The organism is Bacillus cereus group sp. BfR-BA-01356 (genome assembly GCF_022663635.1).
GTDB classification, from domain to species: domain Bacteria; phylum Bacillota; class Bacilli; order Bacillales; family Bacillaceae_G; genus Bacillus_A; species Bacillus_A cereus.
Map to the genome: position 1 here is coordinate 19,517 of NZ_JAKUFX010000014.1, position 22,808 is coordinate 42,324.

Below are 22,808 nucleotides of genomic sequence, written 5' to 3' on the forward strand. Positions count from 1 at the left end.
CCTCTCTAAGCATTCTTCTTTTTATCGTATCACAAAGCATAACAACCAACAATTTCAAATACAAAAAATTGCAAATTAGTACATGCTATGGAGAAGGAGGTGATACATCGTGAAAAAACAAATTTTACTTTCCCTTCTCACTCTTTCCTTATTTGCAGGCTGCCAATCAGCGAACAAAGCTGAAATGGAACGTGAAGAAGGAAGCCGTGTTCTTGTTTCCAATAAAAACGACATGTATCATACGGAAAATACAAATACAAGACTCACAAGAGTCGGTTATTCTTCTAAACAAAAGCATGAAGTATCTAACAAACAAGTAGGGGCCATTAATCGCGAGAAGGTCGCTGAAATGATTACAAGCATGACAGTCAAACTTCCTGACGTTACAAACGCTGCTACACTCGTTACTGATGATGAAGTGTTCGTTGTATACCGTGCAAACACAACGGATCCAAAACTCGTAGCGGATCAAGTATATAGAGCTGCTTTGTCCATCGTTCCTCGCTATTATAAAGCATATGTATCAACAGACCAAAAGTTGATTTCTCAAATTCAAGGGCTTCAATCTGGCGCATTAAATGATACAGAATATACACAAAGCCTCGATATGTTAAAACGAGAAATGAGTAAAAATCCTCATTTGAACAATACGGGAGATCAGACTTTGAATGATATGATTAAAAAGTAAAACAGGTGGAGAAAATCTCCACCTGTTTTACTTTTTATTTTTTATTACGATCCGCATAAACCTCCATCGCATCACACATAAACTGCGCTAATCCCTCACCAAACTTATCAATATTTTTCGTAAAACGCTCATCAGCGACGTACATTTGACCGAGTCCTTTAAAAGCATCTAACGAATATTCACCGAAGTTTTGCAAGTAATCGTACCATACTTTAATAGCTGCCTGCGCCTCTTTAGAATCTGGTGCATCGTGTCTAAGCGTTGCTAAATTTCTATAAATAGCATTAAACTCCTCTTGGTTCTCTTTTGACATACCTTTTGCATATTCGTTCGCTTTATCTACAGCTGCGTCTCCCCATTTTTCACGTGCTTCTTCTTCATATGGGTTATGGCTGAAATCGAATCCTTCAAATTTCTCTTTATTCGTCATTTCAATCTCTCCTTTTGTATGCTGAATTGTTTTATCAATCGTCGCAATCACCTTATCTAATCTGGCACGCTTTTCAAGAAGCATCTTCTTATGAAGCTGTAGTGCCTCTTCGCGATCAAATGATGGACTCATGATAATCTCTTTAATTTTCTTCAAAGGGAAGCCAAGCTCTTTAAAAAACAAAATTTGCTGCAATGTCTCTAAATTTTCATTGGAATACAGACGATATCCAGACTCTGTCGTCTCGTCTGGGGTTAACAACCCAATTTCATCGTAATGATGCAGTGTGCGCACACTAATTCCAACTAAATCAGCTACTTCTTTTACTCTCATTGTCATTTGTATCTCCCCCTTAGTACATACGATAAAGTATGACGCAACGTTAGAGTCAATAAGTAAATTCATTTTCTTTCTAAAAGTTTCATCTCTCCCCTATTTCATGCATAATAGATATGTACATATATTAGAAAGCGGTGAAAGTATGGTTTCAAATACTGTAATTGCCAGCATCATTTTTCAACTCATTGTCTCGATTCTGGTCCCAATTATCGTACTCGTTTATTTCCGTAAAAAATATAATATGAATTGGAAAGTGGTCGGCGTTGGTGTTCTTATCTTTATCGGATTCACCCAAATTCTTGAAACACCATTCCACCTATTTATGCGCGGTAATCCAACAATCGCTCCATTTTTAGAAAATCCGTTTGTCTTCGCAATTTATGGCGGATTGACTGCTGGTATTTTTGAAGAATTAGGACGCTTCGTTGCCTTCTTCTTCTTACTAAAAAAATATCTAGAATATAAAGATGGCTTCGCTTATGGAATTGGTCACGGCGGAATTGAATCTATTTTAATTGGCGGTTTTTCTGCATTACAAGCATTAATCTTTGCTAATTCTATTAACGATGGTAGCTTCGCTCGACTGATTGAACAAAAACCCGAACTTAGCATTTTACAGGACATGTTAATTCAGCAACCTGCCTACTTATACTTCCTTGGTAGCTTAGAAAGAATTATGGCACTCGTGCTTCAAATCGCCTTTACAATGCTTGTTTTATACGCAGTCAAACAGAAGAAATATATCTTCCTAGTATACGCTATACTATTCCACGCATTTGTAGACTTTTTCGCGGCACTTTACCAAACAAAAACAATCAATATCTTTGTTGCCGAAGGAATTACCCTTCTCTTCACAATTGGGGCTGTCGTTCTTATTCGCAAGATGAAAGCGAAATTAATGAGTGTGCCGGAGTAAAAAATAACCCACCGATTGGTGGGTTATTTTTTATGGATTGTCGCAATGGTGATAGCTTTTTCCTTCTTGCAGCTCCCTCTTTGTTTCTGCATCTATAACGATGTACTTATGGAACTCTTCTACTTCATTTTGAGTAAAAGAAGCGAAAAAATAAACTTGGCGATCATGGTGAACAAAAAAATCTTGAAGCACCACTCTACTTCGACAACCGACAGCTGTTTTTTGCAGGAAAGAAAATTCCTCATCAGCCACTTCTTTAAATGAAATTTTTTTACGAACACTATATGCTGCATTTTTGTACTCTTTATAGATTTTCTTATCTAACTGTTTATAAAAAACATCCTCACTCACAAATGACTTATTTTGATTGCTTGGATAATTTAGTTTTCGGTTGGATTCTGCATATGTTGTGGACAATTGCGCAAGAAAACAAATAATGAATACGATACATATCATTTTTTTCATCATTGCACCTCAAATGTTCATTATCCACATTACTTTTCCACATATTTAAATCAATATGCTGTTTCCAATAAAAAGGAATTATTTCTACATTTGTCGAAGTATATAGCGTCAACTTGAAAGATGGGGATGAATTATGAAGAAAATTATTGTAATACGACATTGTTCAGCAATTGGGCAAAAACGTGATGATGAATTAACGACCGATGGAAAAGACCAAGCAAACACCCTTGCTACATTCCTCTTAGAAAATCATCTACAAATCGATCATATTATTTCAAGCCCATTTGTCCGAGCTATCGATTCCATTCGGCCCTATGCGCTCCAAGCTAACTTATCTATCCAAGAAGATGAACGATTAACTGAACGCATATTGAGCAACATTCCAATGGATGATTGGATGCAAAAACTAGAATCTACTTTTACAAATATAGATATTGCCTTTTCAGGCGGAGAGTCAACAAAACAAGCAACAGACCGGGCCCTATCGCTTATTCAAGACGTTTTACAATTAAACCATACGACAACACTACTTGTTACACATGGCAATTTACTTACACTCATTTTAAAGCATTTTGATCATACGATTGGCTTTAATGAATGGAGAACTTTAACGAATCCTGATATTTACGAAATTACAATCGACGAACAATGTATCATAAAACGCTTATGGGAAGCATCGTCCAAGTAATATCCCTTTCCAAAACATTCAGTTGACGCCACGAGAAGAGACTGTTCTAACAATAGAAAGGGGTATCATTTCATATGTACGAAGACGTACTTGCTTTACTACATAAAACAAATGTTTCTTATGAAAAATTCGAACACGAACCAGTACTCGATTATGAGACCGATCGGATCGTACGTGAGAGACTTGGCTTACAAGGCACTCCAAGTAAAAGCTTATTTTTAAAATCAAAGTCTGGAGATTATTACGTATTTTTTACGTTAGAGGGCACAAGGCTCAACCGGGGCGAGATGAAAGAACTATCAGGAGAACGCTTATCTCTCTGTTCTCCTGATGAACTGCGAGACAAAACTGGTTGTACGCCGGGATGTGTGGCTCCTTTCGGATATTCACACGATGTAACAATTATTGTGGATAACGCTATTTATACGTACGATAAAATTTTAATTACACCTGGTGTTCCTGAATTTACAATTGAATTATCCACAGAAGAATTAAAAAAGATTTTATTAACATGTCCAAATACCGTTTTAGAGTACAAACAAAAAGAGAGCTAATCATTAGCTCTCTTTTTTTCATTATTTAGCTTCTGCTGTTTTTTCTTTTGCAGAACGTACTTGCTCGTCCGCATGGTAAGAAGAACGCACAAGTGGGCCAGCTTCACAGTGGCTAAATCCTTTGCTAAGTGCAATTTCTTTAAGCTCTGCAAATTCTGCTGGTGGGTAATATTTAAGAACTGGTAAATGCTTCTTAGATGGTTGTAGGTATTGCCCAAGAGTTAAAATATCCACATTGTTTGCACGTAAGTCATCCATTGCTTCAATTAAATCTTCTCTCGTTTCACCTAAGCCCACCATAATGCTCGATTTAGTTGGAATATCAGGCTGCATTTCTTTCGCTCGACGTAAAAACTCTAATGAACGTTCATATTTTGCTCTAGCGCGAACTCGGTCAGATAATCGACGTACTGTTTCAATGTTATGGTTTAAAATATCTGGTTTTGCATCCATTAACATTTTTAAGTTTTCTTCTACTCCACCCATATCAGATGGTAATACTTCGATAGACGTGAATGGGTTTTTACGACGTACTGCGCGTACTGTTTCAGCAAAAACAGCTGCTCCCCCGTCCTTTAAATCATCACGTGCAACCGCTGTTATAACAACGTGCTTTAAGCCCATTTGTACTACTGAATCTGCTACGCGTTCTGGTTCTTGTAAATCAAGCTCAGTTGGTAAGCCTGTTTTAACCGCACAAAAACGACAAGCACGTGTACAAACCGCACCTAAAATCATAAATGTTGCTGTTTTTCTTACAGCCCAGCATTCATGAATATTCGGACATTTTGCCTCTTCACAAACGGTATGAAGATTCTTAGAACGCATCATTTTCTTTAAGCCTGTATAGTTTTCATTCGTGTTTAACTTAATTTTCAACCATTCGGGCTTGCGCTTATATTCTGTTTGTTTTGTCATGGTTATCAACTCCGCACAATATGAAATAGTTTACCGTGTTCGCTTCTTTCAATGTAACATATCTATTCTAACGTATGAAAGCGATTTGCTCAAATGAAGATTCTAAGATTTTTTCCAATCGTTCCCTATAATGAAATACTCCGTATATCCCACACTAAAAAGAGTGATGTTGTGAAAGGAGTCTATTTCATGCTTCGAAAAATTTCTCTTTTGCTTTCTATTTGTTTTCTTCTCCACCAAAACATCGCTTACGGTGAAGATAATCAGCAAAGCATATACGAAAAGCGCATGGCACTATATAAAGAAACCGAGCAGTCTTCAGGCATTCCATGGTATTACTTAGCTGCAATGGATCAATATGAAAGAAATATACGGAGCGTAAGAAAAGATATTCCGAAAAAACCAGATGCCATCATTTCCCTTTATTTCAAACCAGAAATATGGGCTGGACCTATTAATAGTAACGATACTCTCCCCCATACAATTTCTCTATTTGGCGGAATAGGTTTAGATGGTGACAAAGATGGATTTGCAAATGCAAATAGCGACCGTGATCTTCTGCATACCGCAGCGACTATTTTAAGGAAACAAGGAACGTCAGAAGACCGTATTAAAATTATGCTCTGGGAATATTATAGGCGTGCAAAAACAGTTGATTTAATTAGCGAATATGCCCAAATTTATAAACATTATGGACGTATTAATTTAGAAGGAAATGCTTTTCCTCTTCCGATCCGTAGTGACCATAGCTACCGTAGTACTTTCGGCGCTGGAAGAAGTTTTGGGGGTAGAAGGATTCATGAAGGAACAGATATTTTCGCCGGATATGGCGTGCCAGTAAGATCGACTTGCTATGGCATTATTGAAACGAAAGGTTGGAACCGCCTTGGTGGATGGCGCATTGGTATTCGCGACCTTCATAACAATTACCATTATTACGCTCATTTAGGCGGGTTCTCAAAAGAAATACAGCTTGGACAAATTGTTGAGCCAGGGAAAGTAATCGGATTTGTTGGTAGCACTGGTTATGGACCTCCTGGTACAGCCGGAAAATTTCCGCCCCACTTACATTTTGGCATGTATAAAGACAATGGCTATACAGAATGGGCCTTCGATCCATACATGCATTTAAGCCTTTGGGAACGCAAAGAACGAGCAAATACAAAACGATAACCGTAGCTGCATTGCTACGGTTATTTTTTATCCATTAAAAGCCTGGCTGAGCCGGGTTTCACTTTATTTACAACTAACTATCTGTTTTCTTTTTATCAGGTACAGCAACACTTCCACTTCCATAATACGTAGGCACTTCCCCTTGAACGATACGCGTCGCAATCGGAACATTTTGTTTCACCGTTATCTCTTTCGTATGAAATGGAATAATTACTTGCAATGTTACTTCCATTTCCATAACAATTTGAATTGCTGTAGTATTAATCCCATGCGGCTCAATTTTTTGTTTAATATTTGTATTCACATGCCCAATTGGCGTGAAATGAATCGGAATATCCGGTCCTATATTACCAAGAAGTGCATTATCAGTTACACGCCCAAAAGGAACTGCCATAGTCGCCCCGTTTTTTTCAGAAATACCTAGCTCCTTCAACTTCCCTTGTTCTACTTGCTGCAAATATTTTTCTATGTACGTGGTCGTTGACGTTACGATTTCATTTACTTGCTTTGTATTTAAATTAATTGTAGATACTTTTCCGTTTTTATCATTCTGTACTTTCATTAATGAATCTACATCGAATCCTTCATTAATTCGATCCTTTACTGCCTTCGTCATAATTGCCGTCGCCATTTTATGCGTCTCTACTTCCCCATATTTAATTAAGGTCGGCTGAATATTATTATTCACAATCCACAACCCTTGCGTAAGTAATATAATAAAAAGAATAAACGACATAAGCAGTATATACCGAAAGGCAATAGGTCCCCTTCGAAACCGCGAGTTTTTCGAGCGAAATATACTCATAAAAAAACCTCCTTCTTATATCATTTCTATGCAAGAAGGAGGGACGATATATGCTTATCTCATTTTTAATAATGCTTCTTTTCCAATCGTTCCTGCTGGAATGCCTAATGCTTCAGCTCCAGTCGTTACCGATTCTAGCGGCGCTTCAAGAAGTTGTTCAATCGTTCTTACACCAACCGCACGGCCAGCAATAATTCCTCGATCACCTAACTTCTCATTTAAAAGACCTACATCTAATGCACCACACATAATATATCCTTTATCGCTCATTACAGCTAGCAAATTTGTCTTTGGAAGTTTCACGCTAACCGCAATAAACGTATAATTATCAATTATAATTGGCTCCACATTAACCATAGTTCACACTCCTCTCTTTCTTATCTGTATGACAAGAGAAAAATGAGTGTTACAAGTTAACTAGCCTATAGTTTAACGGAAGATGTATAAGTTATTAACATATCTGTTAACACATCTCTAAGTAGTTCTGGCATATAATATTGTTTGTCAGAAAGTGTGGATAGCTCTGGGTATAAGTAGCCAAATGTAAACATATCAATTGTTCCTACTGTATATATACGATCTAATTCCAGCGATTCCCCGTTAATTAATACATCTTCGAGTAAAATTTTATTCCCAGGAATCGTATCTGGAATTACTTCTACACCCGCGTAAATCATTTTCCCCATCACTTTCCCACGAAATCCGAATCCTTTCACCTCAAGATTCTCCATATTCGGCTTACGTGCTTTCAAAATAACTTCTCTTAATATCTTTCCTGGAACTTTCAAAGCACACGGATTAATTGGATGTGGACAAATTCTGTGAATATCTCCGCGCGTTACGACACCCTCTTCTAACCCTTCAAGAAGTACACCAGCATTCACCATGCCAATTTCTGCAACGCACCATGTTTTCAGCGCACTTGCTAACATATGAGAAAACGGCGTCTCATGAAACCAATCAACCTGTAATGACTCTTTTAAATGAACGACAGGCTCTGCCATTATATGCTTACTTTCTTCCTGCAGTATTTCAATTGTGGATAACGGCTCGCTATAAGCACCTAACCGTTCCGTCTTAATCGCTCTACCGTCCTTTTTCAACAGCTTCTTCGTCTCTTTATCCACAGTAAGCTGCACGTGCCCAACGTAACGTCCCCACTTTTCACAGCAACAAAGTAAAGTATTATTCATTAGAACACCACGCTCAAATAAATGATGCGTATGTGCCCCTAAAATAACATCTATATCATAATGCTCTGCCATATACTCATCCATACTTTTTCCAAGGTGAGAAAGGACAACTGTTATATGAGCCTCATCTCTCACTTCTTCTAAAATAGACTCTAAATGGATAAGCGGATCTTCAATATGCCAATCGAGCATTTGATAAAACTCTGGATACGCAACAGTTAACCCGATAAAAGCAATCGTAATCCCATCTGTCGTTGTATGTAATTTATAAGGCTTTGCCCATGATGGACGTACACCTTCTTTTTCAAATAAATTTGCAACAAGTACTTCAAATCCAGCATCATCATAGAGCCGATTTAAATGCTCTTTCGCTAACGTAATTCCTTCATTATTTCCGATCGTTACATAATCATATAACGCCTCATTTAAAAGCTTCGTATTCCCAAGCCCATTTGTCGCTTCCGAAATACTATGAAAACGATCCACATGATCGCCGATATCAATCGTCAAAACAGTCTCTCCCGCTTCCTGTCTTCGCTTTTTCTCCCCTAGAACAAACCGAGAAATTTGCGGCCAATTTTCAAAATGACTATGTATATCGTTTGTATGATAAAGGTGGATGATTGTTTCTTTATTTGTATTCAGAGAAAAAACCTCCTCTCAGTTCCTTACTGCCATTTACGCTATGCGCACACAATAATTCTGTAAATACTTTTCGTCTTTTCTTGCTATTTTACATTGTACTCGCATTGTGAGAAAAAGCAAAAGATTGTCCTTTTTATATGAGAAACTTTTGCTAATGCAGGAAAGAATTCCAGATAGTGGAGGGAGGGGTGGATTTGTCAAAAAGTTTAATAGAGAATTCAGTGGGTGGTTGTTCAAGTGGATTTGTCAGTATCTTTGTCTTAAAGCTAGTCGTTCTCTGTTCTTATAAAATGTTTGGGGTATGTGAGGATTTTCTTTTGTCTTATCTTGTCGACAAATCGATATTCCTTGTCGAAACGTTGATATATTCCCGTTTATGATCGATATATTTGAAAAATCGTTGATATATTTAGCTGAACACCCACCCGGGTATCCTCTCCCGAGCCGAGCCAAGCCAAATCCGCAAAACAAAAAAGCGCCCTGCACAGCAGGACGCTTTCTTCATACATATATTATCCAGTTCCAGCGGCTAGAATAAGCCGCTGCCACTTTTAAATATTGTCCAGCTTCGCCTCCTAGACCTTCATGTCTAAGAACCTTCCGCACGAGAAGATAAAAAGCATCTTCTGTGCGAAAGAACCTTAGCCAACGGGTCTGAACAATCGGCTCCGCATTTCTATTTAACCAATAGAACCTTCCATCTCAAACTTGATTAGGCGGTTCATTTCAACTGCGTATTCCATTGGAAGTTCGCGAGTGAATGGCTCGATGAAGCCCATTACGATCATTTCTGTGGCTTCTTGCTCAGAAATACCGCGGCTCATTAGGTAGAATAATTGTTCTTCTGATACTTTCGATACTTTCGCTTCGTGCTCAAGTGAAACGTAATCGTTTTTGATTTCGTTGTAAGGAATTGTATCAGATGTAGATTGGTTATCCATGATTAACGTGTCACACTCGATGTTAGAGCGAGAGTTTTTCGCTTTTGGTCCGAAGTGTACGATACCACGGTAAGTTACTTTACCACCATGCTTCGCAATCGATTTAGAAACGATTGTTGAAGACGTGTTTGGTGCTAAGTGAATCATTTTCGCACCAGCATCTTGGTGTTGGCCTTTACCAGCAATCGCGATAGATAATGTTAAACCACGAGCGCCTTCGCCTTTTAAGATAACTGCTGGGTATTTCATCGTTAATTTAGATCCGATGTTACCGTCAATCCATTCCATCGTTGCGTTTTCTTCACAAACCGCACGTTTTGTAACTAGGTTGTATACGTTGTTCGCCCAGTTTTGGATTGTTGTATAACGGCAATATGCATCTTTCTTAATGATGATTTCTACTACCGCACTGTGAAGTGAGTTAGTCGTGTAAACAGGTGCTGTACAACCTTCTACGTAGTGTACGTGTGCGCCTTCGTCTACGATGATAAGCGTACGCTCGAATTGTCCCATATTTTCAGAGTTAATACGGAAATACGCTTGAAGTGGTGTATCAACTTTAACACCTTTTGGAACGTAGATGAATGATCCACCAGACCAAACTGCAGAGTTTAATGCAGAGAATTTGTTGTCTGTTGGTGGGATTACTTTTCCGAAATGCTCACGGAAAATATCTTCGTTCTCTTTTAATGCGCTATCTGTATCTTTGAAGACGATTCCTAGAGCTTCTAGGTCTTCTTTCATGTTGTGGTATACAACTTCAGATTCGTACTGTGCAGATACACCAGCTAAATATTTTTGCTCAGCTTCTGGAATACCTAATTTATCAAATGTTGCTTTAATTTCATCAGGTACTTCATCCCAAGACTTCTCAGATTTCTCAGATGGTTTTACGTAGTACGTAATTTCATCGAAATCTAAGTCGTTTAAGTCGCCGCCCCATTGTGGCATTAGCATTTCGTAGAACTTATCCAGTGATTTTAAACGGAAGTCTAACATCCACTGTGGTTCTTCTTTCATACGTGAAATTTCTTCAACGATCTCTTTTGTTAAACCGCGTCCAGCACGGAAAATCGAAACGTCTTTGTCTTTGAAACCATATTTATAATCGCCGATATCTGGCAGTTGCTTCGCCATGTTGGTGTGTCCCTCCTTAGATAACCTCGTTTTTAGGAACCTTTAACATTACTTATCTTCGTTTAAGCCCTTTTCTAACGCTTTCCACGCTAATGTTGCACATTTAATACGTGCAGGGAACTTGCATACGCCTTGTAATGCTTCAATATCTCCTAAATCGATGCTGTCATCGTACTCTTTTCCTAGCATCATGTCAGAGAAAATTTTCGAAAGCTGAAGTGCTTCTTCAATTTTCTTACCTTTTACTGCTTGTGTCATCATTGAAGCTGAAGACATTGAGATTGAACATCCTTCACCTTCAAACTTCGCCTCTTGCACAATACCTTCTTCTACTTTCATCGTAAGTTGAATACGATCGCCGCAAGTTGGATTGTTCAAGTTAACGGTAACACTATCTTCTAACACGCCATGGTTACGAGGATTTTTGTAATGATCCATAATAACTTGACGATATAACGTATCTAAATTATTAAATGACATTTGTGAAATACTCCTTTGTCTTGATTAGCGATTCAACAAATGTATCAATTTCTTCTTTTGTATTATATAAATAGAAGCTCGCACGTGCTGTTGAAGAAGCTTTTAGCCACTTCATAAGCGGTTGTGCACAGTGATGTCCTGCGCGAACTGCAATGCCTTCTACATCTAATACAGTCGCTACATCGTGAGGATGTACGTCTTCAATATTAAATGTAACAAGACCAGCGCGATGCTTTGGACCATAAATTGTAACGCCATCTACTTCTGATAGTCTTTCTAAAGCGTATCGCGCTAATTCATGCTCATGCTTTTCAATATTATCAAGACCGATTTCTTCTAGGAAATCAATTGCCGCACCAAGTCCGATTGCATTACCGATAATCGGTGTACCTGCTTCAAACTTCCACGGAAGCTCTTTCCACGTAGATTCTTGTAAATCTACGAAATCAATCATTTCACCGCCAAATTCAATTGGCTCCATATTGTTCAGCAATTCTTTTTTACCATATAATACGCCGATACCTGTAGGTCCGCACATCTTATGAGCAGATAATGCGTAGAAATCACAGTTTAAATCTTGTACATCCACTTTCATGTGAGGTGTACTTTGTGCACCATCAACGACCATAATTGCGCCATTTTCGTGTGCGATTGCTCCGATTTCTTTTACAGGGTTAATCGTTCCAAGTACGTTTGATACTTGCATAATAGAAACGATTTTTGTATTCGGTGTAACTGTTTGACGAACATCTTCTAAAGAAATTGTACCGTCTGGTTGAAGCGGAAGATATTTTAAAGTTGCACCAGTTTTCTTCGCAACTTGTTGCCACGGAATGATATTACTATGGTGCTCCATGTAAGAAATAACGATTTCATCGCCCTCTTTTACATTTTCAAGACCATAGCTAGCTGCTACTGTATTTAATGCAGTTGTCGTTCCGCGTGTGAAAATAATCTCTTCCATTGATTTCGCGTTAATAAACTTGCGAACTTTCTCACGTGCACCTTCATACGCGTCGGTAGCTTTCGTACCGAGCGTATGAACACCGCGATGCACGTTAGAATTATATTCTTTATAGTAACGTTCTAACGTTTCAATGACTTGAATTGGTTTTTGAGAAGTTGCTGCACTATCGAAATAAACAAGTTGTTTGCCGTTCACTTTTTGATCAAGAATTGGAAACTGTTTGCGTATTTCATGAATATTCATTAGCGAACTTTCCTTTCAATTACCTCAACAAGCTGTGCCTTTACTCCTTCAATTGGAAGCTCATTAACTACAGGTGCTAAGAATCCATGGATGACTAAACGTTCTGCTTCGCGTTTTGGAATACCACGACTCATCAAGTAGTATAGTTGGACTGGATCTACGCGACCTACTGAAGCTGCGTGACCTGCCATTACATCATCTTCGTCGATTAAAAGAATTGGGTTTGCATCACCGCGTGCTTTTTCATCTAACATAAGAACGCGAGAAGATTGTTGTGCATTTGATTTAGATGCACCGTGTTCAATCTTACCAATTCCGTTAAAGATAGATGTTGCACTATCTTTTTGTACACCGTGTTTTAAAATCCAACCTTCAGAGTGTTTACCGAAGTGAACAACTTTAGTTGTAAAGTTTTGTGTTTGGTTACCACGGCCAATTGTTACTGTTTTCGTATCAGCATATGAACCGTCGCCCATTAAGTTCGTAACATTCTCTGAAATTGTGTTTCCGTCATTCATAAGGCCTAGAGCCCAATCAATACGGCCGTCGCGTCCTACAACGCCGCGGCGGTTAACGTAAGTTGTTACGTCTTTTGCTAATAGATCAACCGCACCGAATTTCACTTGTGCGCCTTGTTCCACGATTACTTCTGCTACGATATTTGCAATACCTTTAGCATTTTCATTTGCAACGTAGTTTTCTACATAAGTTGCAGTACTGTTCGCATCAGCTACGAATAATACGTGGTTATATACGTTAGCTTCTTCGCCGTCTACTAAGAATACAGCTTGAAGTGGAGTTTCAAGAACAACGTTTTTCGGAACATATACGAATGCACCGCCGTTGATTAATGCAGCATGAAGTGCAGTTAGACGATGCTCGTCTACTTTCACGCCGTCTTTCATTAAGTACTTTTGTACTAGTTCAGCGTGCTCAGTTGCTGCTGTTACGATGTCTGTAAAAATAACACCTTTTTCTTTTGCTTCGTCTGCTAAAGAAACGAATGCAGTTGTACCAGTACGTTGCACTAATACGCTGTTATTTTCATCGATTAAGTTTTTCACTGCTTCTGGAAGTTCAGTTAAAGAACTTACAGGCTCTTGCTTAGCAGCGTCGCCTTTTCCGATAAAGTCCCATTTGTCAATTTTCGTTTTATCAGGCGTTGGCATTGGAAGTTCAGTTGCTTGTGCAAGAGCTTGTAAGCGGAACTCAGTCAACCAAGCTGCTTCGTTTACTTCGCTTGCGCGTTGACGGATTGTTTCTTGATCGAAAGGTAATGTACCGATTGTCATGTTTATGCTCCTCTCTTACGCTTCTTGCTCTGTTGTTTCGTCTTCAATACCTAATTCTTTTTTAATCCAGTCGTAACCTTCAGCTTCTAGACGTTGTGCAAGCTCAGGGCCACCAGATTTAACGATACGACCGTTCATCATAACGTGAACGAAGTCTGGAGTGATGTAGTTTAATAAACGTTGGTAATGCGTAATCATTAGGCAACCGAACTCTTCGCCGCGCATTTCGTTAATACCTTTAGATACAACTTTTAATGCATCGATATCAAGACCTGAGTCAATTTCATCTAAGATTGCGATTTTTGGCTCAATCATCATTAATTGAAGAATTTCGTTACGTTTTTTCTCTCCACCAGAGAAACCTTCGTTTAAGTAACGTTGTGCCATTTCTGGATCCATTTCTAGGAATTCCATGTTTTTATCTAATGTACGGATAAATTTCATAAGAGAAATTTCATCGCCTTCTTCACGACGTGCATTAATTGCAGAACGTAAGAAGTCAGCGTTTGTTACTCCGCTAATTTCACTTGGATATTGCATTGCTAGGAATAGACCCGCTTGTGCGCGCTCGTCTACTTCCATTTCTAATACATCTTCACCGTCGATGATGATGCTACCTTCTGTTACTTCATACTTTGGGTGACCCATAATTGCAGAAGATAAAGTTGATTTACCTGTTCCGTTAGGTCCCATAATTGCGTGGATTTCTCCACCTTTTACTTCAAGGTTTACACCCTTTAAAATTTCTTTGCCATCAATTGATACGTGTAAGTCTTTAACCGTTAATGTAGAACCAGCCATCTCAATACCTCCATTAATCCTATATATACATTTTAAAAATTCCTAAAACGTTCATATTCTCATTTTATTCTCATTCTAATTTTATATCAAATAAAATGATATCGCAAACGACGAAAAAAAGTAACCGTTTTTTCACAAATGTATATAAGTATTTCCTTCACATCTTTCTATGATACACCTTTCTTCTTATTTATATAAAGAAAAAAGGACTGGTAATTTTCCAGCCCTTTCCTTATATTTATTCACTTACCGGAAGTACAGCACCTTTATATTCTTTATTAATAAAATCTTGAATTTCTTTTGAATGTAGCACTTCTACTAGCTCTTTAATTTCTTTTTTCTTCTCATCACCTTTACGAACTGCAATGATGTTTGCATACGGAGAGTCTGATCCTTCAATCGCAATTGCATCCTTTGTTGGATTTAATTTTGCATCAATTGCATAGTTTGAATTAATAAATAAAGCATCTCCCTCATTATTTTCATACAATTTCGGTGAAAGTCCAGGTTCAACATCTGTTTTAAATTTTAAGTTTTTCGGGTTTTCTACAACATCTTTTACTGTTGCTTTAACAACATCTACTCCGTCTTTTAATTTAATAACGCCGCCTTTTTGTAACAGCGCTAGCATGCGGCCACGCTCCGCTACGTTATTACTCATAATCACTGTCCCGCCATCTGGTAAGTCTTTTAAGCTTTTATATTTCTTAGAATAAATACCCATTGGCTCTAAATGGATTTTTCCTGCGTTTACAATTTTATATCCCTTTTCTTGAATTTCTTTATCTAAGTAAGGAATATGCTGGAAGTAGTTCGCATCAATTTCTTTATCCGCTAACGCTTTATTTGGCAGTACATAATCCTGGAACTTTTTAATCTCTAACTTAATGCCTTTTTTCTCTAATATCGGCTGTGCCTTTTCTAAAATAACAGCGTGTGGCACGTTAGAAGCTCCCACAACAAGCTTATTCTCCTCTTTGCTCCCGCAAGCAGCTAATGTAAATACAGACAACGCTGTAACAACTGACAGTAGAACCTTTTTCATATGATTTCCCCTTCTCCCCAATGGTTATGTAGTTATAAAAAGAGCCGGCATACACCAGCCCTTTTCAGCAATTATTCTTTTACAGGAACAACTGCCCCTTTATATTCTTTATTAATGAAGTCTTCAATTTCTTTAGAATGCAATACTTCTACAAGAGCTTTAATCTCTTTCTTATCTTTATCGCCTTTACGAACAGCTACTATGTTTGCGTATGGTGAATCATTTCCTTCAATTGCAATTGCATCTTTTTCCGGATTTAACTTTGCATCAATTGCATAGTTAGAGTTAATTAAAACAGCGTCGCCTTCTTTATTGTTATACACTTGTGGCAATAAACCAGGCTCGATATCCGTTTTGAATTTTAGATTTTTCGGATTATCTGCAATATCTTTTGTAGTTGCTTTAACTGGATCTATTCCGTCTTTAATTTTTAAAATACCTTCTTTTTGTAAAATTGCTAAACCACGTCCGTGGTCAGCAACTGAATTACTCATAATAATTGTCGCACCATCTGGAAGCTCTTTTAAACTCTTATACTTTTGAGAGTACACACCAATTGGTTCTAAATGAATCTTTCCTGCTACTTCAAAGTCATACTTTTTATCTTTAATTTCTTTTTCTAAATACGGAATATGCTGGAAGTAGTTTGCATCTAATTCCTTATCCGCTAACGATTTATTTGGTAATACGTAGTCTTGGAATTTTTTAATTTCTAATTCAATTCCTTTTTTCTCAAGTAACGGTTTTGCCTTTTCTAAAATAACAGCGTGCGGTACGTTAGAAGCACCAACAACAAGTTTCTTTTCATCTTTATCTTTCCCGCCACAAGCAGCTAATCCAAAAATTGAAGTTGAAATAAGTGCCGTAAGTAATAATTTTTTCATTTGAAACATCCTCCCGTTTTTCATTATCGTTTATCTATTCGAGTCGTTAAACTATCACCAATCCACTGAATGAAAAATACAACTAGTAATACACAAATTGTCGCAACGATTGTTACATCGTTATTCCCTCTTTGGAATCCTTCTAAGTAAGCAAGTGTTCCAAGGCCACCAGCACCAACAACTCCTGCCATTGCTGTATAGCCTACTAAAGCAATTGTCGTAACCGTAATACCAGATACTAATGCTGGTAACGATTCTGGAATTAACACTTTCAAAATAATTGTGCTTGTTTTTGCTCCCATTGCTTTTGAAGCTTCAATTACACCTTTATCAATTTCGCGAAGTGCGATTTCAACCATTCTCGCGTAGAATGGTGCCGCTCCAATAATTAAAGCCGGCAAAGCTGCACTTGCTCCAAGAATTGTTCCAAGAAGAATCTTTGTGAATGGGATTAATAAAATAATTAAAATGATGAATGGTATAGAACGGAATATATTTACGAATGCTCCAATCACCGTATTAATTGATTTGTTTTCCCGTAAATTATCTTTTGCTGTCATGAAGAGTAACAATCCTAAAATGAGTCCTAAAACAAATGTCGCAAGAGCTGCGATTGCCGTCATATATAACGTTTCACCAGTTGCTTCTAACATTTGATTCCAATCAACATTTGTGAGTAACTTATCCATGTGCAATCACCTCCAGCTCTACTTGATCTTGATGAATTCCTTCTATTGCTTGCAGGATCGCTGTTTCCTCACCATTTAAATGAACAACTAAACTACCGTAAGAACCGTTATTCGTTTGTGCGATATTTCCTTGCAAAATGCTAACTTCTATGTCACTGCGTTGCATCAATCGTTGAAGCACTGGTCTTTCTACAGCCTCACCGATAAACTGCAAACGAATTACTTTTCCATCTGGATATTTTTCAATTAAACTTTCAATCGTTTCATTTGTATCTTCAGAATCCGTTAACTGCTGTACAAATCGTTTCGTAATATCTTGCTTCGGATTACGGAATACATCAAGTACTGGACCTGTTTCTACAATCTTTCCTTTCTCCATTACCGCAACACGATTACAAATCTTTCGAATTACGTGCATCTCATGTGTAATGAGTACAATTGTTAAACCAAGGCGCTTATTAATGTCTAATAGTAAATCCAAAATTTGATCTGTCGTTTCCGGATCAAGAGCTGACGTTGCTTCGTCACATAAAAGCACTTGTGGATTGTTAGCTAATGCTCTTGCAATCCCAACGCGTTGCTTTTGTCCCCCGCTCAGCTGAGATGGGTACGCGTCTCCTCTTCCTTCTAATCCAACAAGATGAATTAATTCATCAACACGTTTTCTTCTCTTCGCTTTATCAACACCTGCAATTTCAAGTGGAAACTCTTTATTTTCACGTACAGTTCGTGACCAAAGTAAGTTGAAGTGCTGAAAAATCATTCCGATTTCTTGCCTTGCCTTACGAAGTTCGCTTCCTGTAATTGCTGAAATGACACGATTTGCAATTGTAATTTGGCCAGAAGTTGGTTTCTCCAACTGATTGAACAATCTAATTAAAGAACTTTTTCCAGCGCCACTATATCCGATAACACCAAATATTTCACCTTTATCTATTTTTAAATTGGCATTATCTACAGCAGTGACATCACCGCTTTTCGCCTTATATATTTTCTTTACGTTCTCTAATAGAATCATGATGTTCACCCCTTTTTTGTTTAGGTCGACTCCGCAATTTTTTATTTTTAATGCGTGTAGTCCACTGTTATCATTACTTTTATTATTTGAATGTCCTTCACATTCAAACAATAAAAAACCTTTCTGCTTTAGAGAAGCAGAAAGGTTTATATGCGTATATAACAACATTATCCCTCTCTCTCATCTCTCAAAGCATTCGCTTTGCAGGAATTGGCACCATTTCAACATAAGTTGACGGTTGCCGGGCTTCACAGGGCACAGTCCCTCCACCTCTCTTGATAAGAGAAATCAGATTCAATTTTCGTCTGATTTGAAATTTATGAAATTGTCTATATTTTATGACTTGAATTGTATCAATATACACTTACCATGTCAACAAAAATTTTCGTAAAAAATGAAACTTCAGAATTTTAAGCACCTACTGACATCGGTTTACATATATGAAACATCGATTCTACTAATAACATCGTTTGGTACGTTCCCGAATATTGTACACGCCCATCGTTCATTAACATTTGCAATCGTACATTTCCATTCACCAATTGCTCTATATCTTTTTCATCTAAGCAAATGATTTGTTCCGTTCCTCTTTCCTCTTGTAGCAGCTCTATATAATCTCTTGAAATTTGTAACGAACAACTTTCATCTCTAAAGCGGAAATTAACAGTTTTCTCCTCTCGTCTTAAAAGCGGCTCTAAATGATATTGACCATTAGCGTAATTTACAAATGATTGAAGCAAAGAATATAATTTCACCCTAAATCACATCCTTCATATCACTTTCTATTACATACCATTCCCTCTCACTAAAGAGCAATCCTGTTATTTTCGCTCGACAAATACTGTATCCACCCTGCATCTCGACATATTTCCCAAGAAATATGTCGAGGCGGCAAAAATTTTGCCGCCTACTTTAATTCCGTATATAAATATTCAACCGAATGAAATGCGTATATCTTCTTCATCAGTGTCCCATTTTCAAAAACAAGTAAACAAGGTACACTTTCAATCCCATACCCTTTCGCTAAATGCGGAGCATAATTTAAATCTAACATCCCAATTTTGAGGCCTTCAATTGTCATCTCAACGACTGTTAACATCTTTTTTGCTAATTGGCATGTTCCACACATTGGAGTATATACATATAATACTGTTTTTTCTTCGTTCTCTATTAGGGCTGTAGCTTCGGCTCCTGTCCAATCAATCACTTCTATCATTCCTTACCGTAAATATTCTGTATAAACATCAATGTCGGCTCCCCATAATACATTTGCTAAGTGTGTAGATGGCGCAGTTGCCACTTCTCGGTACGAGCGATCAATATAGATATGCTCGGCTTGCGGGAATTCTTTTCGAAATTGTTTCCTTAACTTTTCTCCAGCATCATCAGCATCCACTAGCACATACACTTCCTTATCAAAAAACTGATCAACGAGCTCATCCATTTTCGACAAACCAATTGTACCATTTGTACAAACAATTTCCACCGGTTCACGAATAATAGATTCAATCTTTCTTCTATCTGATGTACCTTCTACAATAATGACTTTTTCTACATAAATCATATGTCATCACCCGATCACCATATACTATATAACCTTGAACTTAGTATATAGTATATTCGTTATTTTCATGTTGTTTCCTGTTTATTTTTGCAAAAGAAAAGCGAAACCGACTGTTTAGCCCTGTTGGCTAAGGTTCTTCCGTACAGAAGACGCTTTTTGTCTTCTCGTGCGGAAGGCTCTTAGACATGAAGGGCTAGGAGGTGGAGCTAGACAATGAAAAGCGCAAGCGGCTCATTCAGATTGTGAAGACTTATGAAACCTTACCACAAAACAGTTTTTCTCATAATAGCTTATTTATTTACATATAACTTGAATTTCATTATTTCACAAAAAATAAAAAAGGACAGCACAAAGGCTGTCCTTTAGTCGACTATAATTAGTCTTGGTTTGTCATTTCTGCATATTTTTCTGCAGTTAATAACTTCTCAACTTGGCTTGCATCAGAAAGTTCAACTTTAACCATCCATGCACCCTCGTATGGAGATTCGTTAACAAGTTCTGGTTGGTCACTTAATTCTTCGTTTACTGCTACAACTTTACCGCTTACAGGTGCGTATAACTCAGAAACTGTTTTAACAGATTCTACGCTTCCGAATGGCTCGTTAGCTTCGATTGTTGCACCTACTTCAGGAAGTTCAACGAATACGATATCGCCTAGCTCACCTTGTGCAAAGTGAGTGATACCGATAACAACTTCATTACCTTCAGTTTTTACCCATTCGTGTTCTTCAGAGTAACGTAAATTATTTGGAATGCTCATGACTGTACCTCCAGTGAATGTATTAATTATGTAAAAATACCTTATTGGTACTTTTTCCACACACTTTCAAACTGCTCTTCGTTAAAACCAAGTGTTACATTCGTTCCATCTGTTACAATTGGACGTTTAATCAACATGCCATCAGATGCTAAAAGCTCATACATTTCGTCTTCGCTTGCATCTTTCAACTTATCTTTTAGACCAAGTTCACGGTAACGCATTCCACTTGTATTAAAGAATTTTTTTAATGGTAATTCACTTTTTTCATGTAAATTACGTAAATCTTCTTTTGATGGTGGATTTTCAACAATATGAATCATCTCATATGCTACATCGTTTGCCTCAAACCATTTCTTTGCCTTTTGACATGTGCCACACTTTGGATATGAATAAAATGTTACTGTCATAAATTCACCTACTTTTTTACTAACCTTTACCTTTATCATATAGAAAACGTTTTATTATTTCAAACCATTATTCGCTAAACTTTTACTTATTTCGTGATAATTTTTAATAATCCTGCGAATTTTTCTTATTTTTCCGCCATTTGTTAAGAAAAAAATAAATATATAAATTTTTTAGATTCTGCACCAAACATATATCTTAAACAAGCGTTTGATTAATTCTCCATTTTCTTTCTTAACCTTTGAACTACAGGAGTTTCTTTCTACCGAACATACAGCTTAAACAAACGTTTGATTAATTCTCTATTTTTCTTTGTCAACCCTTGAGTTACATCGGTTTCTTCCTACCGAACATACAGCTTAAACAAACGTTTGATTAAAAAAATAAGAAGCCTCTTTTGCAGGCTCCTTCATTATCTATTTAAATAATCTGCAATTGTTTGAAATACGACGATATACATATTATGAATACTTTCTTCTGTATTTCCACCATTCGATAAACCAATTGCCCATTGTTGTCCTTCACCACTTCCGATATTCGCAAACCCTTGCGTATACATAGCATTTACATCTTTTCGGGCACTGTTATACTCTATCCCTTTTGTAATAAAAATCGAATATGATTTATCTTGTAAACCGATAAAAAACACTGGTTTCTTTAGTGATGAAAATACATTTTTATATTGCTCTGTTGAGGCTTCTTGAAAGTGATCTTTCATTATTAGAAAACCATCTACTTCCTTAGATTTCTTTTCCAGTTCCTCTAACTTCATTTCCTCAAACTTTATATTCCTAAACGTATCTTTCGGTTTTTCTCCAACAACTCCAATTACGAGTGCTCTTCCGTTATATTCTAATTTCTCTCCTTCTTTATCCTTTGCACACCCAGCACCGACTAGGCATATCAATATAAAAAATAAGAAATACGATAAACGCTTCATTTAGCACCCTCCCCTTCTTTTTAGTCAAGTGACAAAAACGTAAGGTTAATTCAAGAAAATGTAAGTAAAATCGATAGCCCAATTCACGTTTCTATATTATAATCAATTGAATTTACTTACATTACTAAACATAGGAGATCAACATGAAGAAATTTAAACTTTCATCTTTTCTTCCGTTAAGTTATATACTTCTACTCGTGCTCGTAAGTCCCCTTTACGACGTATTAAATAAATCGACTGTTCACGCAGTAGACGTTACAACTGTAGTGGATGATTGGATTCCATTTGTAAAAGCATTTATTATTCCTTATTTACTTTGGTTTCCATACTTATACGGCGCACTTATTTATTACTGCTTTGCTGACCGAAAGCAATATTATGTTACTTTAAGTAGTGTTATTTTTGGAAAGCTTGCTTGTTTTTCTATTTATTATTTTTGGCAAACAACTGTACCACGTCCGACTGTCGTTGGAACAGATGTATTTTCTGAACTAGTTCGCTATATTTATAGTATCGACCAGCCAGTAAACTGTTTCCCTAGCATTCACGTTCTTACTACATTTGTAATTATGTTAGCTGCCTTTAAGCGTAGAGAACAGCATGTTTTTGAATATTACATCCTTACTTTCTTCGGTACACTTATTATTTTATCAACGCTATTTACGAAGCAGCATGCCTTTGTAGATGCCGTTTCTGGAATGACGCTTGCAAGCATACTTTACTTCGGCGTTCAGCTCTTATTGGCCAAAGAACCAATAAGAGTTCCAGTAAAACAAAATCATAGAATGTAGCATGACAAAAAAGCAGACTGTGGCTTCAGTCTGCTTT

The 22,808-nt window shown here is 37.3% G+C and carries 27 protein-coding genes and 1 riboswitch; of the genes, 6 read left to right on the top strand and 21 right to left on the bottom strand.

All coding sequences use genetic code 11. From position 1 onward, the window contains the following. Positions 1-109 precede the first annotated feature (109 nt). Positions 110-688, top strand: coding sequence for a YhcN/YlaJ family sporulation lipoprotein (locus tag MR168_RS07600; protein WP_000744132.1), 579 nt, complete (start codon positions 110-112; stop codon positions 686-688). A gap of 34 nt (positions 689-722) precedes the next feature. Here the strand turns inward: MR168_RS07600 and MR168_RS07605 are convergent, their stop codons facing one another. Further along, the gene (locus MR168_RS07605; protein ID WP_000178775.1) at positions 723-1,457 is read right to left on the bottom strand and encodes a MerR family transcriptional regulator; all 735 of its coding nucleotides are present in this window, start codon (positions 1,455-1,457) and stop codon (positions 723-725) included. A 100-nt stretch (positions 1,458-1,557) separates the two neighbouring features. Here MR168_RS07605 and MR168_RS07610 point away from each other — a divergent pair, with 100 nt between their 5' ends. Further along, positions 1,558-2,373: a YhfC family intramembrane metalloprotease gene (locus tag MR168_RS07610; RefSeq protein WP_002164635.1), complete on the top strand. Its 816-nt coding sequence runs from the start codon at positions 1,558-1,560 to the stop codon at positions 2,371-2,373. A 30-nt stretch (positions 2,374-2,403) separates the two neighbouring features. On the opposite strand, the gene MR168_RS07615 is transcribed toward MR168_RS07610, so the two are convergent. Beyond that, positions 2,404-2,838 carry a hypothetical protein gene (locus tag MR168_RS07615; protein WP_242291223.1) on the bottom strand — a complete coding sequence of 145 codons (435 nt, stop codon included), beginning with the start codon at positions 2,836-2,838 and terminating at the stop codon, positions 2,404-2,406. Between the two features lie 133 nt (positions 2,839-2,971). Between MR168_RS07615 and MR168_RS07620 the strand changes: the two genes are divergently transcribed. After that, positions 2,972-3,526 (top strand): histidine phosphatase family protein, encoded by a 555-nt coding sequence (locus tag MR168_RS07620; protein WP_000721022.1) that lies wholly within the window; start codon positions 2,972-2,974, stop codon positions 3,524-3,526. Positions 3,527-3,600: 74 nt separating this feature from the next. Then, positions 3,601-4,080 carry a YbaK/EbsC family protein gene (locus MR168_RS07625; RefSeq protein WP_000272746.1) on the top strand — a complete coding sequence of 160 codons (480 nt, stop codon included), beginning with the start codon at positions 3,601-3,603 and terminating at the stop codon, positions 4,078-4,080. 21 nt (positions 4,081-4,101) lie between these two features. Here the strand turns inward: MR168_RS07625 and lipA are convergent, their stop codons facing one another. Further along, positions 4,102-4,998, bottom strand: coding sequence for a lipoyl synthase (lipA, locus tag MR168_RS07630; protein WP_000166372.1), 897 nt, complete (start codon positions 4,996-4,998; stop codon positions 4,102-4,104). A 189-nt stretch (positions 4,999-5,187) separates the two neighbouring features. Between lipA and MR168_RS07635 the strand changes: the two genes are divergently transcribed. After that, positions 5,188-6,171, top strand: a complete 984-nt coding sequence (locus tag MR168_RS07635; protein ID WP_000944665.1) for a M23 family metallopeptidase — start codon at positions 5,188-5,190, stop codon at positions 6,169-6,171. A gap of 73 nt (positions 6,172-6,244) precedes the next feature. Here the strand turns inward: MR168_RS07635 and yunB are convergent, their stop codons facing one another. The 18 genes from yunB to MR168_RS07725 form a co-directional block, all read right to left on the bottom strand. Then, positions 6,245-6,976 carry a sporulation protein YunB gene (yunB, locus tag MR168_RS07640; protein ID WP_012593364.1) on the bottom strand — a complete coding sequence of 244 codons (732 nt, stop codon included), beginning with the start codon at positions 6,974-6,976 and terminating at the stop codon, positions 6,245-6,247. Between the two features lie 54 nt (positions 6,977-7,030). Further along, positions 7,031-7,333 (bottom strand): YunC family protein, encoded by a 303-nt coding sequence (locus MR168_RS07645; RefSeq protein WP_000248466.1) that lies wholly within the window; start codon positions 7,331-7,333, stop codon positions 7,031-7,033. A 65-nt stretch (positions 7,334-7,398) separates the two neighbouring features. Beyond that, on the bottom strand, positions 7,399-8,814 hold the full coding sequence (locus tag MR168_RS07650; RefSeq protein ID WP_153578980.1) for a bifunctional metallophosphatase/5'-nucleotidase: 1,416 nt from the start codon (positions 8,812-8,814) through the stop codon (positions 7,399-7,401). Positions 8,815-9,494: 680 nt separating this feature from the next. Further along, entirely contained in the window at positions 9,495-10,892 is a 1,398-nt protein-coding gene (sufB, locus tag MR168_RS07655; protein WP_242291224.1) for a Fe-S cluster assembly protein SufB, read from the bottom strand. Between the two features lie 48 nt (positions 10,893-10,940). Beyond that, positions 10,941-11,372 (bottom strand): Fe-S cluster assembly sulfur transfer protein SufU, encoded by a 432-nt coding sequence (sufU, locus tag MR168_RS07660; protein WP_000009523.1) that lies wholly within the window; start codon positions 11,370-11,372, stop codon positions 10,941-10,943. Next, positions 11,362-12,582, bottom strand: a complete 1,221-nt coding sequence (gene sufS / locus MR168_RS07665) for a cysteine desulfurase SufS (RefSeq protein WP_086411340.1) — start codon at positions 12,580-12,582, stop codon at positions 11,362-11,364. The genes sufU and sufS overlap by 11 nt, the downstream gene beginning before the upstream one ends. After that, the gene (gene sufD, locus MR168_RS07670; protein ID WP_000152167.1) at positions 12,582-13,874 is read right to left on the bottom strand and encodes a Fe-S cluster assembly protein SufD; all 1,293 of its coding nucleotides are present in this window, start codon (positions 13,872-13,874) and stop codon (positions 12,582-12,584) included. Before sufD ends, sufS begins: the two co-directional genes overlap by 1 nt. A 15-nt stretch (positions 13,875-13,889) precedes the next feature. Next, complete coding sequence (sufC, locus tag MR168_RS07675; RefSeq protein WP_000929160.1) at positions 13,890-14,675, bottom strand: Fe-S cluster assembly ATPase SufC; 786 nt, start codon at positions 14,673-14,675, stop codon at positions 13,890-13,892. Between the two features lie 238 nt (positions 14,676-14,913). Then, complete coding sequence (metQ, locus tag MR168_RS07680; RefSeq protein WP_006918828.1) at positions 14,914-15,720, bottom strand: methionine ABC transporter substrate-binding lipoprotein MetQ; 807 nt, start codon at positions 15,718-15,720, stop codon at positions 14,914-14,916. Positions 15,721-15,791: 71 nt separating this feature from the next. Further along, positions 15,792-16,604 carry a methionine ABC transporter substrate-binding lipoprotein MetQ gene (gene metQ / locus MR168_RS07685; protein ID WP_000735102.1) on the bottom strand — a complete coding sequence of 271 codons (813 nt, stop codon included), beginning with the start codon at positions 16,602-16,604 and terminating at the stop codon, positions 15,792-15,794. 23 nt (positions 16,605-16,627) lie between these two features. After that, a complete protein-coding gene (locus MR168_RS07690) occupies positions 16,628-17,293 on the bottom strand; it encodes a methionine ABC transporter permease (protein ID WP_140159322.1) in 666 nt (221 codons plus the stop codon). Next, entirely contained in the window at positions 17,286-18,311 is a 1,026-nt protein-coding gene (locus MR168_RS07695; protein WP_242291225.1) for a methionine ABC transporter ATP-binding protein, read from the bottom strand. Before MR168_RS07695 ends, MR168_RS07690 begins: the two co-directional genes overlap by 8 nt. A gap of 177 nt (positions 18,312-18,488) precedes the next feature. Continuing rightward, positions 18,489-18,596, bottom strand: a riboswitch (SAM riboswitch). 125 nt (positions 18,597-18,721) lie between these two features. Next, positions 18,722-19,066: a hypothetical protein gene (locus MR168_RS07700; RefSeq protein ID WP_000781229.1), complete on the bottom strand. Its 345-nt coding sequence runs from the start codon at positions 19,064-19,066 to the stop codon at positions 18,722-18,724. 152 nt (positions 19,067-19,218) lie between these two features. Then, positions 19,219-19,527 carry a thioredoxin family protein gene (locus tag MR168_RS07705; RefSeq protein ID WP_086411342.1) on the bottom strand — a complete coding sequence of 103 codons (309 nt, stop codon included), beginning with the start codon at positions 19,525-19,527 and terminating at the stop codon, positions 19,219-19,221. Between the two features lie 3 nt (positions 19,528-19,530). Next, positions 19,531-19,875: a toprim domain-containing protein gene (locus tag MR168_RS07710; RefSeq protein ID WP_000640870.1), complete on the bottom strand. Its 345-nt coding sequence runs from the start codon at positions 19,873-19,875 to the stop codon at positions 19,531-19,533. Positions 19,876-20,251: 376 nt separating this feature from the next. Continuing rightward, a complete protein-coding gene (gene gcvH, locus MR168_RS07715) occupies positions 20,252-20,635 on the bottom strand; it encodes a glycine cleavage system protein GcvH (protein WP_000026897.1) in 384 nt (127 codons plus the stop codon). Positions 20,636-20,676: 41 nt separating this feature from the next. Next, positions 20,677-21,042 carry an arsenate reductase family protein gene (locus tag MR168_RS07720; protein ID WP_000218968.1) on the bottom strand — a complete coding sequence of 122 codons (366 nt, stop codon included), beginning with the start codon at positions 21,040-21,042 and terminating at the stop codon, positions 20,677-20,679. A 410-nt stretch (positions 21,043-21,452) separates the two neighbouring features. Continuing rightward, complete coding sequence (locus tag MR168_RS07725; protein WP_000826873.1) at positions 21,453-21,980, bottom strand: hypothetical protein; 528 nt, start codon at positions 21,978-21,980, stop codon at positions 21,453-21,455. Between the two features lie 143 nt (positions 21,981-22,123). Between MR168_RS07725 and MR168_RS07730 the strand changes: the two genes are divergently transcribed. Beyond that, the gene (locus MR168_RS07730) at positions 22,124-22,771 is read left to right on the top strand and encodes a phosphatase PAP2 family protein (RefSeq protein WP_000713775.1); all 648 of its coding nucleotides are present in this window, start codon (positions 22,124-22,126) and stop codon (positions 22,769-22,771) included. Positions 22,772-22,808: the final 37 nt, after the last annotated feature.

What these genes read in the sequence shown, in the direction of transcription:
- sufS (WP_086411340.1), bottom strand. Translation starts at nt 12,582, where the DNA reads ATGAATATTCATGAAATACGCAAACAGTTTCCAATTCTTGATCAAAAA.
- sufB (WP_242291224.1), bottom strand. Translation starts at nt 10,892, where the DNA reads ATGGCGAAGCAACTGCCAGATATCGGCGATTATAAATATGGTTTCAAA.
- MR168_RS07620 (WP_000721022.1), top strand. Translation starts at nt 2,972, where the DNA reads ATGAAGAAAATTATTGTAATACGACATTGTTCAGCAATTGGGCAAAAA.
- MR168_RS07615 (WP_242291223.1), bottom strand. Translation starts at nt 2,838, where the DNA reads ATGAAAAAAATGATATGTATCGTATTCATTATTTGTTTTCTTGCGCAA.
- MR168_RS07730 (WP_000713775.1), top strand. Translation starts at nt 22,124, where the DNA reads ATGAAGAAATTTAAACTTTCATCTTTTCTTCCGTTAAGTTATATACTT.
- sufU (WP_000009523.1), bottom strand. Translation starts at nt 11,372, where the DNA reads ATGTCATTTAATAATTTAGATACGTTATATCGTCAAGTTATTATGGAT.
- MR168_RS07710 (WP_000640870.1), bottom strand. Translation starts at nt 19,875, where the DNA reads ATGATTTATGTAGAAAAAGTCATTATTGTAGAAGGTACATCAGATAGA.
- lipA (WP_000166372.1), bottom strand. Translation starts at nt 4,998, where the DNA reads ATGACAAAACAAACAGAATATAAGCGCAAGCCCGAATGGTTGAAAATT.
- MR168_RS07695 (WP_242291225.1), bottom strand. Translation starts at nt 18,311, where the DNA reads ATGATTCTATTAGAGAACGTAAAGAAAATATATAAGGCGAAAAGCGGT.
- MR168_RS07605 (WP_000178775.1), bottom strand. Translation starts at nt 1,457, where the DNA reads ATGACAATGAGAGTAAAAGAAGTAGCTGATTTAGTTGGAATTAGTGTG.
- MR168_RS07725 (WP_000826873.1), bottom strand. Translation starts at nt 21,980, where the DNA reads ATGAAGCGTTTATCGTATTTCTTATTTTTTATATTGATATGCCTAGTC.
- sufD (WP_000152167.1), bottom strand. Translation starts at nt 13,874, where the DNA reads ATGACAATCGGTACATTACCTTTCGATCAAGAAACAATCCGTCAACGC.
- MR168_RS07610 (WP_002164635.1), top strand. Translation starts at nt 1,558, where the DNA reads ATGCATAATAGATATGTACATATATTAGAAAGCGGTGAAAGTATGGTT.
- metQ (WP_006918828.1), bottom strand. Translation starts at nt 15,720, where the DNA reads ATGAAAAAGGTTCTACTGTCAGTTGTTACAGCGTTGTCTGTATTTACA.
- gcvH (WP_000026897.1), bottom strand. Translation starts at nt 20,635, where the DNA reads ATGAGCATTCCAAATAATTTACGTTACTCTGAAGAACACGAATGGGTA.
- MR168_RS07645 (WP_000248466.1), bottom strand. Translation starts at nt 7,333, where the DNA reads ATGGTTAATGTGGAGCCAATTATAATTGATAATTATACGTTTATTGCG.
- sufC (WP_000929160.1), bottom strand. Translation starts at nt 14,675, where the DNA reads ATGGCTGGTTCTACATTAACGGTTAAAGACTTACACGTATCAATTGAT.
- MR168_RS07705 (WP_086411342.1), bottom strand. Translation starts at nt 19,527, where the DNA reads ATGATAGAAGTGATTGATTGGACAGGAGCCGAAGCTACAGCCCTAATA.
- metQ (WP_000735102.1), bottom strand. Translation starts at nt 16,604, where the DNA reads ATGAAAAAATTATTACTTACGGCACTTATTTCAACTTCAATTTTTGGA.
- MR168_RS07635 (WP_000944665.1), top strand. Translation starts at nt 5,188, where the DNA reads ATGCTTCGAAAAATTTCTCTTTTGCTTTCTATTTGTTTTCTTCTCCAC.
- MR168_RS07690 (WP_140159322.1), bottom strand. Translation starts at nt 17,293, where the DNA reads ATGGATAAGTTACTCACAAATGTTGATTGGAATCAAATGTTAGAAGCA.
- MR168_RS07720 (WP_000218968.1), bottom strand. Translation starts at nt 21,042, where the DNA reads ATGACAGTAACATTTTATTCATATCCAAAGTGTGGCACATGTCAAAAG.
- MR168_RS07625 (WP_000272746.1), top strand. Translation starts at nt 3,601, where the DNA reads ATGTACGAAGACGTACTTGCTTTACTACATAAAACAAATGTTTCTTAT.
- yunB (WP_012593364.1), bottom strand. Translation starts at nt 6,976, where the DNA reads ATGAGTATATTTCGCTCGAAAAACTCGCGGTTTCGAAGGGGACCTATT.